Annotated in this window: 13 protein-coding genes; 5 read left to right on the top strand and 8 right to left on the bottom strand. The window is 73.1% G+C overall.

Going from position 1 to position 14,202, the window contains the following annotated elements:
- The first annotated feature begins 80 nt into the window (after positions 1-80).
- Positions 81-1,757, top strand: coding sequence for an MDR family MFS transporter (locus OOK41_RS31310; protein WP_266267666.1), 1,677 nt, complete (start codon positions 81-83; stop codon positions 1,755-1,757).
- A 44-nt stretch (positions 1,758-1,801) separates the two neighbouring features.
- Here OOK41_RS31310 and OOK41_RS31305 read toward each other — a convergent pair whose 3' ends face one another.
- On the bottom strand, positions 1,802-2,293 hold the full coding sequence (locus OOK41_RS31305; RefSeq protein WP_266267665.1) for an NUDIX domain-containing protein: 492 nt from the start codon (positions 2,291-2,293) through the stop codon (positions 1,802-1,804).
- Positions 2,294-2,364: 71 nt separating this feature from the next.
- Here OOK41_RS31305 and OOK41_RS31300 point away from each other — a divergent pair, with 71 nt between their 5' ends.
- Positions 2,365-3,999, top strand: coding sequence for a fatty acid--CoA ligase (locus OOK41_RS31300; protein ID WP_266268058.1), 1,635 nt, complete (start codon positions 2,365-2,367; stop codon positions 3,997-3,999).
- A 204-nt stretch (positions 4,000-4,203) separates the two neighbouring features.
- On the opposite strand, the gene OOK41_RS31295 is transcribed toward OOK41_RS31300, so the two are convergent.
- From OOK41_RS31295 to OOK41_RS31275, 5 genes are all read right to left on the bottom strand, one after another.
- On the bottom strand, positions 4,204-5,211 hold the full coding sequence (locus tag OOK41_RS31295; protein WP_266267664.1) for an NADPH:quinone reductase: 1,008 nt from the start codon (positions 5,209-5,211) through the stop codon (positions 4,204-4,206).
- A gap of 155 nt (positions 5,212-5,366) precedes the next feature.
- Positions 5,367-6,503 carry a glutathione-independent formaldehyde dehydrogenase gene (locus OOK41_RS31290; RefSeq protein WP_266267663.1) on the bottom strand — a complete coding sequence of 379 codons (1,137 nt, stop codon included), beginning with the start codon at positions 6,501-6,503 and terminating at the stop codon, positions 5,367-5,369.
- A gap of 71 nt (positions 6,504-6,574) precedes the next feature.
- Complete coding sequence (locus tag OOK41_RS31285; RefSeq protein WP_266267662.1) at positions 6,575-7,228, bottom strand: HAD family phosphatase; 654 nt, start codon at positions 7,226-7,228, stop codon at positions 6,575-6,577.
- Between the two features lie 102 nt (positions 7,229-7,330).
- On the bottom strand, positions 7,331-8,155 hold the full coding sequence (locus tag OOK41_RS31280) for a hypothetical protein (protein WP_266268057.1): 825 nt from the start codon (positions 8,153-8,155) through the stop codon (positions 7,331-7,333).
- 161 nt (positions 8,156-8,316) lie between these two features.
- Positions 8,317-8,985, bottom strand: coding sequence for an FKBP-type peptidyl-prolyl cis-trans isomerase (locus OOK41_RS31275; protein WP_266267661.1), 669 nt, complete (start codon positions 8,983-8,985; stop codon positions 8,317-8,319).
- Between the two features lie 212 nt (positions 8,986-9,197).
- On the opposite strand from OOK41_RS31275, the gene OOK41_RS31270 reads away from it, so the two are divergent.
- On the top strand, positions 9,198-9,590 hold the full coding sequence (locus OOK41_RS31270) for a PPOX class F420-dependent oxidoreductase (RefSeq protein WP_117668556.1): 393 nt from the start codon (positions 9,198-9,200) through the stop codon (positions 9,588-9,590).
- Positions 9,591-9,634: 44 nt separating this feature from the next.
- On the opposite strand, the gene OOK41_RS31265 is transcribed toward OOK41_RS31270, so the two are convergent.
- Entirely contained in the window at positions 9,635-10,642 is a 1,008-nt protein-coding gene (locus OOK41_RS31265) for a Ku protein (protein WP_266267660.1), read from the bottom strand.
- 86 nt (positions 10,643-10,728) lie between these two features.
- Here OOK41_RS31265 and ligD (OOK41_RS31260) point away from each other — a divergent pair, with 86 nt between their 5' ends.
- Both ligD (OOK41_RS31260) and ligD (OOK41_RS31255) read left to right on the top strand, forming a co-directional pair.
- On the top strand, positions 10,729-11,670 hold the full coding sequence (gene ligD / locus OOK41_RS31260) for a non-homologous end-joining DNA ligase (RefSeq protein ID WP_117668558.1): 942 nt from the start codon (positions 10,729-10,731) through the stop codon (positions 11,668-11,670).
- Positions 11,660-12,568: a non-homologous end-joining DNA ligase gene (gene ligD, locus OOK41_RS31255; RefSeq protein ID WP_266267659.1), complete on the top strand. Its 909-nt coding sequence runs from the start codon at positions 11,660-11,662 to the stop codon at positions 12,566-12,568. Before ligD (OOK41_RS31260) ends, ligD (OOK41_RS31255) begins: the two co-directional genes overlap by 11 nt.
- 44 nt (positions 12,569-12,612) lie before the next feature.
- Here ligD (OOK41_RS31255) and OOK41_RS31250 read toward each other — a convergent pair whose 3' ends face one another.
- A complete protein-coding gene (locus OOK41_RS31250) occupies positions 12,613-13,884 on the bottom strand; it encodes a hypothetical protein (RefSeq protein ID WP_266267658.1) in 1,272 nt (423 codons plus the stop codon).
- Positions 13,885-14,202: the final 318 nt, after the last annotated feature.

Below are 14,202 nucleotides of genomic sequence, written 5' to 3'. Positions count from 1 at the left end.
ATGCTGACTCACCCGGGCGCTGGTGTCGACGGGATTTCCGGCGCTGGGCATGTTCTCCGCCGGACGGGAAAGAAGGCGGGGTGACCAGCGAAGCCCGCACCCGCCCGACGCTGACCGCCCGCCAGCTCCGCCTGCTCATGTTCGGCCTGATGACGGGCATGCTGCTCGCCGCGCTGGACCAGACGATCGTCGGCACGGCGCTGCCCACCATCGTCGGTGAGCTGGGCGGGATCGACCACTACTCCTGGGTGGTCACCGCGTACCTGCTCGCGTCCACGGCCTCCACCCCGCTGTACGGCAAGATGGCCGACCTGTACGGACGCCGCCCGGTGTTCCTCTTCTCGATCGGCACGTTCCTGCTCGGCTCGCTGCTCGCCGGGCTGTCGCGGGACATGACCCAGCTCATTCTGACCCGCGGCGTGCAGGGCCTCGGCGCGGGTGGCCTGATGACGCTGGCGTTCACCATCATCTCGGACGTGGTGTCGCCCCGGGAGCGGGGCCGCTACCAGGGCCTGTTCGGAGCGGTGTTCGGCATCTCCTCGGTGGCCGGTCCGCTGGTCGGTGGCTACTTCGCCGAGACCAACTGGCGGTGGATCTTCTACATCAACGTGCCGCTGGCGATCCTGGCCATCGTGGTCTGCTACCACGTCATGCGGCTGATCCCGTTCGAGCGGCGGGAGCACGCGATCGACTGGCTCGGCGCGGGGCTGCTGGTCGCCGGGGTGAGCTGCGTGCTGCTCGCGCTGAGCTGGGGCGGCACCTCGTACGCCTGGGGCTCCGGCCTGATCATCGGGCTGTTCGTGGCCGGGGCGGTGCTGGCCGGGCTCTTCCTGGTCCAGGAGGCCCGGGTCGGCGAGCCGATCCTGCCGCTGCGGCTGTTCCGCAGCCGGACGTTCGCGCTGGCCAACGGGGCCGGCTTCGTCATCGGCCTGGTGATGTTCGGGTCGATCATCTTCATCCCGCTGTACCTCCAGATCGTCAAGGGCGCCTCGCCGACCCGCAGCGGCCTGCTGATGCTGCCGATGATGGCCGGCATCATCGTCACCTCGATCGTGACCGGCCAGGCGATGAGCCGGATCGGCCGGTACAAGTGGTTCCCGGTGGCCGGCTCGGCGGTGCTGCTCGCCGGCATGCTGCTGTTCACCCGGCTCCAGGTCGCCACGTCGCTCTGGCTGGCCTTCGGCTACATGGTGGTGATCGGCGTCGGGCTGGGCCTGTGCATGCAGTCGCTGATCCTGGCCGTGCAGAACGCGGTGCACATCCGGGACCTGGGGGCGGGCACCTCCTCGGCGACGTTCTTCCGGTCGCTGGGCGGTTCGTTCGGGGTGGCGATCCTCGGGGCGGTGCTCTCCTCCCGGCTCACCGACCAGCTCGCCGACCGGCTGCCGGGCGCGATCGCCCAGCTCCCGCCGGACCAGCGGGCCGCGGTGGCGGCCAGCGGCGGGACGCGCATCTCGATCAACGACCCGGCGACGATCATGGCCCTGCCCGGCCCGGTCCGCGCCGCCATCCAGTCCGCGTTCGTCGAGTCGCTGCACCTGGTCTTCCTCACCACCGGGCTGATCGCGGTGCTGGCGGTGCTGTTGACCCTGGCCCTGCCGAACGAGCAGCTACGCGGCACCGGCCCGCAGGGCGCCACCGGCGGCGCCGACCCGCTGGGTGGCAAGGCGCCCGCACCGGGCGGACGGCCGTTGCCGAAGGAGTCGAAGGACGAGGCCGCCGCCGACATGGAGGCCAAGAGCCAGACCATGCTCTGACCCGGCCCGGGCCGACCGGGGACCAGGAGCCGGCCGGCTCCGGGCTACTTGAGGATCAGCCGGTTGGTCTGCTCGAAGACGTCCAGGTCGGCGAGGGTCTCGGTGACCGACGCGGACAGCGGGGTGGGGAACCGCTCGCGTGGGAAGAACCCCGCGTCGGTGGTCTCGTCGGTCACCCGGGCCAGCTCGCCGTCCCAGTCCTCGATCCGGAAGGCGACCGTGAAGACCTGGTAGGTGTGGCCGTACATGTTGGTGTTGATCCGGTCCGGGCCGGTGTAGAGGGCGAAGGCGCCGACCCGCAGGGCGCGCAGCCCGGTCTCCTCGCGCACCTCGCGGACGGCGCAGTCGGCGATCGACTCGCCCAGCTCCATCGCGCCGGCCGGCATCGCCCACTGGCCGTTGTCGGACCGCCGGATCAGCAGCAGCCGCCCGGCGCTGTCGCGGACCACGGCACGGGCGCCGACGAACATCAGGGTGCGGTCACCGGCCAGGGCGCGGAGCTGCCCCACGTACGAGTCGGCCCAGGAGATGCTCACCAGGACAACCTAACTGGGGTTCCCAACGTGTGACCGCCGACACTAGCTTGTTACCCATGCGTAGCACGATGATGGACGCCCCCCTCCAGGTCGCCCGGATCCTGGGCCACGGCGCGACGGTGCACGGCTCGGCCGAGGTGGTCACCTGGACCGGCGGCGAGTCCCGCCGCATGCCGTACGCCGAGGTGGGGCGGACAGCAGCCCGGCTGGCCCACGCGCTGCGCGACGAGTGCGGGGTGACCGGCGACGAGCGGGTCGCCACGTTCATGTGGAACAACGCCGAGCACCTGGTGGCGTACTTCGCCGTGCCGAGCATGGGCGCGGTGCTGCACACGCTCAACATCCGGCTCTTCCCCGACCAGGTCGCCTACATCGCCAACCACGCGCAGGACCGGGTGGTGCTGGTCGACTCGACGCTGATCCCGCTGCTGGCCCGGGTCATCGGCGAACTGGCCACCGTGCGGCACGTGGTGGTGGTCGGCGGCGGCGACCCCGCCCCGCTGCTGGCGGCGGCGGGCGACCGGATCGCCGTACACCACTGGGACGCCCTGCTGGCCGGGCGGCCGGAGGTCTTCGACTGGCCAGAGGTGGACGAGCGCGACGCCGCCGCCCTCTGCTACACCTCCGGGACCACCGGCAACCCCAAGGGGGTCGCCTACTCGCACCGCTCCATCTACCTGCACTCGCTCCAGGTCTGCATGCCCGAGGGGTTCGGCCTCGGGCCCACGCACCGCGAGCTGGCCATCGTGCCGATGTTCCACGCGATGTCCTGGGGCCTGCCGTACGCGGCGTTCCTCTCCGGGGCGTCGCTGATCATGCCGGACCGGTTCCTCCAGGCCGCCCCGATCGCCGAGATGATCGCCGCCGAGCGGCCCACCCTGGCCGGCGCGGTGCCGACCATCTGGAACGACCTGCTGGCCTACCTGGACGGCCACGACGTGGACGTCTCCTCGCTGCGGGAGGTGATCGTCGGCGGGTCGGCCTGCCCGCCCGCGCTGATGCACGCGTTCGACGAGCGGCACCACATCGACGTCATCCACGCCTGGGGGATGACCGAGATGTCCCCGCTCGGCTCGGTGGCCCGGCCGCCGTCCGGCGCGACCGGCGAGGACGCCTGGCGCTACCGGTACACCCAGGGCCGGGTCCCGGCCGGGGTCGCCGCGCGGATCGTCGGCCCGCTGGGCGAGCCGCTGCCCGCCGACGGGACCTCCGTCGGGGAGTTGGAGGTCCGCGGGCCGTGGGTGACCTACCGGTACGTCGGGGACGACACCCCGGACGAGGAGAGGTTCCGCGACGGCTGGCTGCGCACCGGCGACGTCGGCACCCTGTCGCCCGACGGGTACATCACGCTCACCGACCGGGCCAAGGACGTGATCAAGTCCGGCGGTGAGTGGATCTCCTCGGTGGAGCTGGAGAACGCCCTGATGGCCCACCCGGCCGTGCTGGAGGCGTGCGTGGTGGGCGTGCCCGACGAGCGCTGGGACGAGCGTCCGCTGGCCACCGTGGTGGTCCGCGAGGGGGCCGAGGTGAGCGCCGAGGAGTTGCGCGACTTCCTCGCGCAGTCGGTGGCGCGCTGGCAGCTTCCCGAGCGGTGGGCCTTCATCGACACGGTCCCGAAGACCAGCGTCGGCAAGTTCGACAAGAAAGTGCTCCGTTCCCGGTACGCCGACGGCGGGCTGAGTGTCCGGGAGCTGACAACGCCGTAACGCTTTCAGGCGCATCTTCGCCTGAAGGGGCAGGGACGTACTCCTGACATCCCTCCCCAGGGGGCGGCCCCGGCGTTCGCACCGCGCCGGGGCCGCCCGTCTCACGCGGGCCGCCCGCCTCGCACGGCGCGTCCCCGCACTGCCATTGTCGCGAAACTTGTTCGGCTCTGTCCCAGCGTCGGGGAAAACAGCCGGTGAACCCGGTCAGTCGGCGGTGCTGACCAGCACCTTCCCGACTACCGAACCCTCCACCGCCTGGTGCGCCGCCGCCGTGTCGGCAAGCGGGTGCCGGTGCAGCGGCAGGCCGGCCTGCGCGCCCACCCGTACGCCGCCCTGCGCCACCGCCGCCGCCACGTCGGTGACCGCCTGCGCCTTCGCCGCCGTCGGGGCCGTGTAGACCAGCACGAACTGCCAGCGGGCGTTCGGCGCCATCAGCGGCCGGATCGGCAGCGTCACCTCGTCCCCGCCGTCGTCGGCGTAGACGCAGACCGCCCCGCCCCGGCGCAGTAGCTGGACGTCGGCCGCCGCGTTCCTCGCCGCCGAGACCTCGACGATCGTGTGCACCCCGTCGGGGGCGATCTTGCGGGCCTCCTCGACCACGTCCTGCTCGCGATAGTTGATCACGAACGAGGCCCCGGCCGCCGCCGCCAGGTTCGCCTTCTCCGCGCTGCTCACGGTGGTGATCACGGTGGCGTCCGCCCACCTGGCGAGCTGGATCGCGGCGTTACCGACCGCGCCCGCCCCGCCCTGCACCAGCACCGTGTGGTCGGTCAGCGCGCCGGCGTGCAGCCTGTCGGGCATGAACTCCCCGGCCGTCAGGCAGCGGTGCGCGGTGAGGAACGGGATGCCCAGGCTCGCCCCGAGGTCGAAGGAGGCGTCCCCGAGGGGAACCACCTGCCGGAGCGGGACCACCGTGTACTCGGCGGCGGTGCCCCACGGGCGTTGCCAGGCGGCCTCCCAGATCCACACCCGCTCGCCGATCAGATTCCGGTCCACGCCCGCGCCGACCGCCTCGACGACCCCGGCCCCGTCCTGGCCGGGGATCTGCCAGCCGACCGGCGGCCCCTGCCGGCGGGACTTCCAGTCGGTCGGGTTGACCCCGGAGACGGCCACCCGGACCAGGACCTCGCCGGGCCCCGGCTCGGGCACCGGCCGGTCGACCAGGCGCAGCACCGAGGCGTCACCGCCGGACTCGTACACGATCGCCCTCATCGTCGTCTCCTCGCGTCAGGACGTGCGTTCCGCCCTACCCCGGCGGGCCCTGATCATTCCGGGTGCGGCCCGCCGGGACAGGGCGGTGACCGGTGCCGCCTCGCGGGCGGCGGAGGACCGAGCTGGAGGCGGCACGGCCGCGGACACGTCCGGCGTCAGGCCGCCGGCTTCAGCACCACCTTGGAGTAGCCGGCCTCGCGCCGGTCGAAGTGCCGGTACGCCTCGGGCGCCGCGTCCAGCGGCAGCTCCTTGCTCACCACGAAGCTCGGCTTCGCCCGCCCCGCCATGATCAGGTTGCGCAGGTACTCGTTGTACGACTTGACGTTGGCCTGTCCGGTCCCCATCCGCAGGCCCTTCTCGAAGAACTTGCCGACCTTGAACACCAGCTCGCCCCGGCCGGAGCGCTCGTCCGACGCGCCCGGGTCGTGGGCCAGATAGAGCCCGACCACACCGATCGACCCGGTCGCCCGGACCACCTCCACCAGGCTGTTCAGCACCGCCGCCGGGTGCTCCTCGCCGCCCGCCCCGGACGCCTGGTAGCCCACCGCGTCCACGCCCCGGTCGGTGCCGATCCCGTCGGTCTGCTCCCTGACCTGCTCGACCGGGTCGCCCTTCGAGAAGTCGACCGGGATCGCGCCGATCGACTCGGCCAGCCGCAGCCGGTCGGGGACCTTGTCGACCACGAACACCTCGGCCGCGCCCATCAGCAGCGCCGAGTACGCGGCCATCAGCCCGACCGGCCCGCCGCCCATCACGGTGATGTTCTCGCCGGGGCGCAGCCCGGTCATCGCCACCCCGTGGTAGCCGGTCGGGAAGATGTCCGCCAGCATCGCGAAGTCGTTCTCGTGCTCGGTGCCGGGCGGCAGCCGCAGACAGTTGAAGTCGGCGAACGGCACCCGCAGGTACTCGGCCTGCCCGCCCCGGTACGGCCCCATCGCCACGTAGCCGTACGCGCCCCCGGCGGAGCCCGGGTTCACGGTCAGGCAGAAGCCCGTCCTGCCCTCCCGGCAGTTGCGGCAGAACCCGCAGGCCACGTTGAACGGCATCGAGACCCGGTCGCCCTTGCGGATGTGGGTCACCCCCGGGCCGACCTCGACCACCACGCCCATGTTCTCGTGGCCGAACACGATGCCCGGCTCGGCCAGCGTGCGGCCCTCGTACATGTGCAGGTCCGACCCGCAGATCGCGGTCGTCGTGATCTTGACGATCACGTCGTTCGGCGCCTCGATCCTCGGATCGTCGACCTCGTCCACCGCCACCTCGTGCGGCCCCTGGTACACCACAGCCCTCATGTCACCGACGGTAGGCCGGGGCGGCGGGCAAAAGCCGCTACTCGGGCATAAATGCCACTCGTTCGCCCGGCTCAGTCGAGGGCGGCGACGACCTCCGGGGTCAGGTCGCCCACCGCCGGCAGCACCACGGCCGCGAGCCGCTCGGCGTCCGGGTCCAGCGGGTACGCCCCGTGCGGCACCGCCACCACCCGCATCCCGGCGGCGGCGGCCGACCGTACCCCGTTGGAGGAGTCCTCCACCGCGACGCAGCGGGCCGGGTCGACGCCGAGCCGCCGGGCGACGGCCAGGTACACGTCCGGGGCGGGCTTGCCGTGCGCGGTCTCCTCGGTCGACAGCGTCGCCCCGAACGCGTCGGTCAGGTCCGTCGCGGCCAGCGCCGCCGCGATCAGCCGGGTCGGCGAGGAACTGGCCAGCCCGAGCGGCCAGCGCGTCGCCAGCCGGCGCACCACCCGGTCGGCCCCGTCGATCACCGGTACGCGCTGCGCGTACCGCCGGGTCATCTCGTCGACCACCTCGGTGGCGACCTGCTCGGCCGTCCGGTCGACGCCCAGCTCGCCGCTGAGGTACCGGGCCCACTCGCCGGTGCTCATCCCCATCAGCCGGCGCTGGGTGTCCGGCTGCCAGCCGCCGCCGTGCGCCGCCACGTACGCCCGGCGGACCTCCTCCCAGACCGGCTCGGAGTCCACGATCACGCCGTCCAGGTCGAAGACCACCGCATCCGCCACGCACCCATCCTGCCCGAGCTGGGCCGGCTCCGCGACGGGCGGGCCGGCACCGCGACGGGCGGGGTCGCCGGGGTGTTCCCGCCGGATGGACCGGCGCCGGGCTCAGACCGACAGCGGGGGCAGGCCGATCGGGCTGTCCGGTGGGATCACCGTGTGTCCGGCGCGGGCGATCGGTTCGAGCAGCTCCCGCAGCCGCTCGGTGCGGTCCGCGCCGAGCGCCCGCCACGGGTGGGCGGCGGCCAGGTCGGTGGCGTCCTCGACGGCCCGGAACGCGGCCCGGCCGGGCCCGGTCGGCCCGCCGTCGGGCGTCAGCCAGCCCCGATCGACCAGCCGGCCGGCCGCCGCCCGCCACTGCTCCTCGGACCAGCCCCGACCCAGCAGGTTCACCGGCGTCATGCCGTCGGCCACCTTCCAGGCCAGCGTCTCCACCGGGTCCAGGCCCGCCGCGACCAGCGCGGCGACGTGCCCGTCGCCCCGGTGCTCGCGCAGCGTGGTGGCCGCCTGCCAGAGCCGGGCCAGCGGGTACTCGGCGGCCGGCAGGGCGGCGTTCGCGGCCCCCAGCACCCGACCGGCGGGCTGCGCCGCGCGGGCGGCCGTCTCCAGCAACTCGGCGGCCTCGGCGAGGTGCCCCTCCGGCAGCTCGTACGTCAGCTCGGCCAGCGCCTGCACCGCCCCGGTGAGCCGGGCGCGCAGCGCCTCCTCCGGGGTGGCCAGCCGCCACACCGCCGGCAGCGCCCGGGCCACCATGTGCGGGGCGAAACTGAAGAACGCCGCCACCACCGGGGCCGCCTCGGTGGCGCCGAGCGGGGCGGCCCGGCCGGCGAAGTACCCCCGCCAGTAGCCGCGCAGCCCGACCGCCTCGTAGGCGGCGCGGGCGCGTGGGTGGAAGTAGGTGACCGCGTGCACCGGCTCGAAGTGCGTCCACATCAGCCGGGCGAACCCCGGGTCGTCCAGCGCCGCCACGTGCACCTCCGCGTCGGGTCGGGAATCACCGTGGCACGGCCGGAACCGCCCACGGTGACCCCGAACCTACTGGTCGTGGGCGACCGGAAGGAAGACCGCTGTGAACTACCGCATGACCGGCCGCGCTACTGGGCGCCGAGCACGTCGACGACGAACCGCAGCGGGCCGGTCGGCCGGCCGCTGGAGGCGTCGTTGCCGTACGCCAGCTCGGCGGGCAGGTCGAGCTGCACCCGGCTGCCCACGGTCACCCCGACCAGGCCCTGGTCCCAGCCCTTGATGACCTGCCCGACGCCGATCGCGAAGGTGGCCGGCTGGCCGTTCTTCCAGGACGCGTCGAACTCCTTGCCGTCCTTGTAGAACACGCCCACGTAGTTGGTGGTGATCTGCTGGCCGGACTTGACCGCCGGGCCCTTGCCCTTGACCAGCGTGGTCACGGTGAGCTTCTTCAGCTCGCCCTTGCCCGCCTCGACCTTCGGCTTGGTGGCCAGCGCCGGGTCCATCCCCTCGGGAAGCTGCGGGGCGGGCGGTGCGGTGGGCTCGGCCGACGGGGCGCTGGCCCCGGCCGACGGGGCGGACGCCGTCTGCTCCGGCGCGTCGTCGTCGCCCCGGTTCACGGCGACGAAGACCCCGATCAGGATCGCCACGACGGCGATGCCGGAGAGCGCGCCGAGGATGGACTGCCGGCGACGCTTCGCCTCGGCGGCCTTCTTCGCCGCCAGTTGGACGGCCAGCCGCCGCTCCGCCTTGCCGCCCGGGCCCTGGCCCGCCGACCGGTTCTGCACACGCTCGCTCACGTCGACTCCCTGATCAAGAGGTGGGGGCCCGGCGGCCGCTGCCGAGGCCAGCGCACACGGTACCCGCCCTGCTTCCCTCGGTGCTGCCTCGGCCGGTGCCCGTCCCGTCCCCCGCGTCCCGTTCCCGCGCGTCCCGTCCCGTTCGGCCGCTGCGGGGCGACCGCTGCACGGTTACCCGGTGCGGGGCTCCCGGCGGGGGTAGTTTCACGACCATGGCGATCCTCACCGAAGTAGATCTGGCCCTGCTGGCCGAACCGCAGCTCGCCCACGTGGCCACCATCGAGCCGGACGGCACCCCGCACGTGACGCCGGTGTGGGTGGACACCGACGGCGAGCACATCGTGTTCAACACCGCCAAGGGGCGGCAGAAGTACAACAACCTCCAACGCAACCCGGTGGTCGCGGTCTCCGTCGTCGACAAGGCCGACGACTTCCGCACCCTGTGGGTGAAGGGCACCACCGAACTGGTCGAGGAGGGCGCCGACGAGCACATCGACCGGATGGCGCAGAAGTACCTCGGGCAGGACACCTACCCGTTCCGGCAGCCCGGCGAGGAGCGGGTGATCGTCCGGGTCACCCCCACCCAGAAGCTCGGCCGCGGCTGACGTGCGGCGGGGCCTCCGGCCGACCGGAGGCCCCGCCGCAACCGTCAGGCGGTCTTGCGGGGGGCCTTCTTCGGGGCGGCCTTCCGGGCCGGGGCCTTCTTCGCGGTGCCGGACTCCGCGGCCTTCTTCGGGGCCGCCTTCTTCGTACCCTCGGCCTTCTTCGCGGCCGTCTTCTTCCCGGCGGCCTTCTTCGCCGGGGCCTTGGCCGCCTTCTGCGCCGACCGGGCCGAGGTGATCGGGGTCGGCTCCCCGCCGCCGGTCTCCGGCTGCTCGCCGCGCGCCGCCCGGGCCCGCTCGACCGACGCCTTCAGCGCGGCCATCAGGTCCACCGCCGCGGCCGGGGCCTCCTCGACCTCCTCCGGCTGGACCACCTCACGGCCCTCCACCTTCGCGTCGATGACCTCCTGCAACGCCGTGCGGTAGTCGTCGGTGAAGACGTCCGGCTCGAACTCGCCGGCCATCGAGTCGATCAACGAGCTGGCCATCGCCAGCTCCGGGGGCCGGACCTTCAGGTCCTCGTCCAGGAAGCCGAAGTCCGGGGTGCGCACCTCGTCCGGCCAGAGCATCGTGTTGAGCAGCAGCACACCCTCGCGGACCCGCAGGGTGGCCAACTGCTCCCGCTGGCGCAGCGCCACCTTGACGATCGCCACCCGCTCCGAGTCGGCGAGCGCGTCGCGCAGCAGCACGTACGGCTTGGTCGCCGCGCCCTCCGGCTCCAGGAAGTACGCCTTGTTGTAGAGGATCGGGTCGACCTGCTCCGCCGGGACGAACTCCAGCACGTCGATGGCGCGCGAGGTGGTCAGCGGCAGGTCGGCGAAGTCGGAGTCGGTCAGGATCACCATCTCGCCGCCGCCGATGTCGTATCCCTTGGCGATGTCGTCGTAGGTGACCTCCTCGCCGCAGACGGAGCAGGTGCGTTTGTAGCGGATTCGCCCGCCGTCCTCCCGGTGCACCTGGTGGAAGCGGATGTCCTTCTCCTCGGTGGCCGAATAGAGCTTCACCGCGATCGAGACCAGCCCGAACGAGACCGCCCCCTTCCAGATCGCCCGCATACCCCGCTCCTCTCCCCGGTTCAGCTCAGGATCCCAAAGGATCGAAGCGGGCGCGAGCACTTCCATTGCCCTACTACAGTCAGGAAATGCCCGGCGCGCCGCTGAAGCCGATGCTCGCGATGACCGGCCCGCTGCCCGCCGGCGCCGACTGGGCGTACGAGTTCAAGTGGGACGGCGTACGCGCGCTGGCCGACACCACCGCCGGCCGGCAGCGCCTGTACGCCCGCTCCGGTGTCGAGATCACCGTCGCGTACCCCGAGCTGATCACCCTCGGCGAGCAGGTCGACGACGCGCTGCTGGACGGCGAGGTGGTGCTGTTCAACCAGGCCGGGCAGCCGTCGTTCACCGCGCTCGCCGAGCGGATGCACGTGCGGGACGCGGCGAAGGCGGCCCGGCTCGCGGCGACCGCGCCGGTGACGTACATGATCTTCGACCTGCTCCGGCTGCGCGGCGCGGACCTGACCGGCCGGCCGTGGCGGCAGCGGCGGGAGCTGCTGGAGGGCCTCGGCCTCGGCGCCGCCCGGTGGGCGGTGCCGCCGACCTTCACCGACGGCCCCGCCACCTACGAGGCGGCCGGCGAGCACGGCCTCGAAGGGGTGATGGCCAAGCGGGCCGGCTCGGTCTACCGGCCCGGGGTCCGCTCCCCCGACTGGGTGAAGGTCAAGCTGGAGGTGACCGGCGACTTCGTGGTGGGCGGCTGGCGGCCCGGCGCGCGCAAGATCGGCGGGCTGCTGGTCGGGGTGCCCGGCCCCGACGGCCGGCTCGTCTACCGGGGCCGGGTCGGCGGCGGCATCGGCGCGGCCATCGAGCGGGAACTGCTGCGCGAGCTGGAGCCGCTGCGCGCCGACACGTCGCCGTTCGCCGGGGACGTCCCGCGCGAGGACGCCCGGGCCGCCATCTGGGTACGGCCCGCCGTGGTGGTCGAGGTGAAGTACGGTCAGCGCACCCCGGACGGGCGGCTGCGTTTCCCCCGCGTGCTGCGGATCCGCCCGGACAAGCCGCCGCAGGAGGTGGAGGATGCCGGGTGACCGGTTCCGCGTCGACGTGCAGGGGCGCTCGCTGGAGCTGTCCAACCTGGACAAGGTGCTCTATCCGGCGGCCGGGTTCACCAAGGGCGAGGTGATCGACTACTACACCCGGATCGCCCCGGTGCTCCTGCCGCACCTGGCCGACCGGGCGCTCACCCGGATCCGCTTTCCGAACGGGGTGGCGGACAAGAGCTTCTTCGAGAAGAACGCCCCGGCCGCCACCCCGGACTGGGTGCGCGTCGAGACGCTGCCCGCGCCCGGGTCGACCAAGGGGCGGGAGACCATCGACTACGTCGTGGCCGACGACCTGCCCACCCTCGTCTGGCTGGCCAACCTCGCCGCCCTGGAGCTGCACACCCCGCAGTGGAGGATCGGCACCCACCCGGACACGATGGTCGTCGACCTGGACCCGGGCCCGCCGGCCGGGCTGCGCGAGTGCTGCGAGGTGGCGCTGCTGCTGCGCGACCGCCTCGCCGACGACGGCATCGACTCGTACCCGAAGACGTCCGGCAAGAAGGGCATGCAGCTCTGCTGCCCGATCGCCGGCACCCAGTCCTCGGATGTCGTCTCCGAGTACGCGCACCGGATCGCGCAGGAGCTGGAGTCCGCGCACCCGAAGCTGATCCTGTCGAGGATGGCGAAGAACTTGCGCGGGGGAAAGATCTTCATCGACTGGAGTCAGAACAACGCGGCGAAGACGACGGTCGCGCCGTACTCGCTGCGGGCCCAGCCGGTGCCGTCGGCGTCGACGCCGCTGACCTGGGACGAGGTGGCGGCGGGCGCGGCCGGGAAGCGGCCGGCGGCTCGCCCCTATACCGCCGCCGAGGTGCTCAAGCGGGTGGAGAAGCAGGGGGATCTGCTCGCCCCGCTGCTCGACGGCGGTCCGGCGGTGGCGTAGCGGCACCGTCCTCCAGCCGGATGGGGGAGATGTCTACCGGAGGCTCAGTGTGGCGCAGGGGACTGGTGGCTCAGCCGCCAGAACGCGCAGCCGAGCAGCGCGAGCGTGATCACGCTGATGGCGACGTCGGTGACCAGGGCCTCCGCCGGTGACGTCCGTGCGTAGCTCGGCACGACGTACGCGAATGCGGCGGCGTTGACCAGCCCAGCACCCCAGGCGGCGAGGACGTGCCGCTGCCCCCAACCGGCCCGCCGTGACCAGGCCACGACCACCACCACCGCCACCGTGGCGGCCACCGCCTGGACCGCCACGGTGAGCCACCCGGTGAACAGGGCTGCGCCGAGGTGGGCACCCAGCACCACCGCCCCCACCCAGACGGGCCGTGGGGCACGGGCCGCCACCGGCTCCGGCCTCGCTCCAGGCACCGGGGCATTCGTCGTCCCTGCCTCGGGCGCTGGGGCATTCGCCGCCCCTGCTCCGGGCGCTGGGGCACTCGCCGGTCCCGCTCCGGGCGCTGGGGCATTCGCCGCCCCCGCTCCAGACACGGAGCGAGCCGCGAACCCTGCCCCGGGCGTGGGGCCGCCCGCAGGCATGCCGGCGGGCGCCTGCCGGCGGTCGCGTCGCCAGCGGGGCAGCAGAGCCGCGCCGACGAGCGCGAGCGCCGTCAGGGCCGCGACGGACAACTGGACCGGGCTGGCCAGGAAGCCCTTGCGTCCGCCGTCGTCGGAGAAGATCAGCAGGCTGCCGAGCAGGTAGAGGACGCCGACGACCGCCAGGCCGGGCCGGCCCAGCCACGGCCGGTGCCGGCGCTCCGGGCGCAGGAACGACTCCACGATCGCGATCGGCGCGCAGATGCTCAGCGCGATGTGGTTGCCGATGTAGCCGAGCGCCTGCTGGACGCTGACCCCGAGCATCGGCACCAGGGTCGCCCGAGCATCGGCGTCCAGGCCGGCGAACTCGGTGTCGTCGAGGAACCCCTTGTTGAACAGGGACTGGTCGACCAGCCCGGCCTGGACCACCCCGAACGCGGCGGCGAGCAGGACGATGGCCGGCCAGCCGCCGCCGGTGCGCCGGGCCGTCTCCCGGATGAGTATCGCGGCCCCGCCGTACATCGGTCCCAGCACGGCCACGACCAGCGGAAATTCGGTGACGGCGAAGCCACCCCAGGAGCATTCGGCGGCCCACGGGGCGAGTGTCAGGAGCGCGAGGACGGGAACGATCCGCCGCCGGAACGGAAGGGCCTGCTCCGCCGGGGCGCGTTCCGCGTCGGCCGTCCGCTCGCCTGGCGTCTGCTCTGGTCGCGGTGATCCCATCATGGCGCTACCTCGCGGTGTCGGTGGTCCTGCGGTCGCGGCGCCGGTGTGGCTTCCGACCGCTGCGTTCCGGCCCGGACCGGCGTGTCTCCACACTCGCCGACCCGGCCGCCGGCGGAAACGGCCGACGGTCGACGTGCCGTCGACCAAAGTCGACACCGCTCCCGTCCGCCGGTCTCCACGAGATCGCGCCAATTCCGGGAATCAGTGGCCTCGTGGTCGGCGCAGGGCCACTGATTCCCGGAATTTGCGCGCTACCGGAGGGGAGCCCGGCGGGCGGCGTCGGGGGCGTCGGGAGGGGGTTGGCGGTCGGTAGGGTGG

The sequence above is a fragment of the Micromonospora sp. NBC_01655 genome (assembly GCF_026339755.1).
In the GTDB taxonomy this organism is placed as follows: domain Bacteria; phylum Actinomycetota; class Actinomycetes; order Mycobacteriales; family Micromonosporaceae; genus Micromonospora.
This window is presented reverse-complemented; position numbering and strand designations above follow the sequence as displayed.

What these genes read in the sequence shown, in the direction of transcription:
- ligD (WP_266267659.1), top strand. Translation starts at nt 11,660, where the DNA reads ATGCCGGGTGACCGGTTCCGCGTCGACGTGCAGGGGCGCTCGCTGGAG.
- OOK41_RS31265 (WP_266267660.1), bottom strand. Translation starts at nt 10,642, where the DNA reads ATGCGGGCGATCTGGAAGGGGGCGGTCTCGTTCGGGCTGGTCTCGATC.
- OOK41_RS31300 (WP_266268058.1), top strand. Translation starts at nt 2,365, where the DNA reads ATGGACGCCCCCCTCCAGGTCGCCCGGATCCTGGGCCACGGCGCGACG.
- OOK41_RS31280 (WP_266268057.1), bottom strand. Translation starts at nt 8,155, where the DNA reads ATGTGGACGCACTTCGAGCCGGTGCACGCGGTCACCTACTTCCACCCA.
- OOK41_RS31270 (WP_117668556.1), top strand. Translation starts at nt 9,198, where the DNA reads ATGGCGATCCTCACCGAAGTAGATCTGGCCCTGCTGGCCGAACCGCAG.
- ligD (WP_117668558.1), top strand. Translation starts at nt 10,729, where the DNA reads ATGCCCGGCGCGCCGCTGAAGCCGATGCTCGCGATGACCGGCCCGCTG.
- OOK41_RS31250 (WP_266267658.1), bottom strand. Translation starts at nt 13,884, where the DNA reads ATGATGGGATCACCGCGACCAGAGCAGACGCCAGGCGAGCGGACGGCC.
- OOK41_RS31290 (WP_266267663.1), bottom strand. Translation starts at nt 6,503, where the DNA reads ATGAGGGCTGTGGTGTACCAGGGGCCGCACGAGGTGGCGGTGGACGAG.
- OOK41_RS31295 (WP_266267664.1), bottom strand. Translation starts at nt 5,211, where the DNA reads ATGAGGGCGATCGTGTACGAGTCCGGCGGTGACGCCTCGGTGCTGCGC.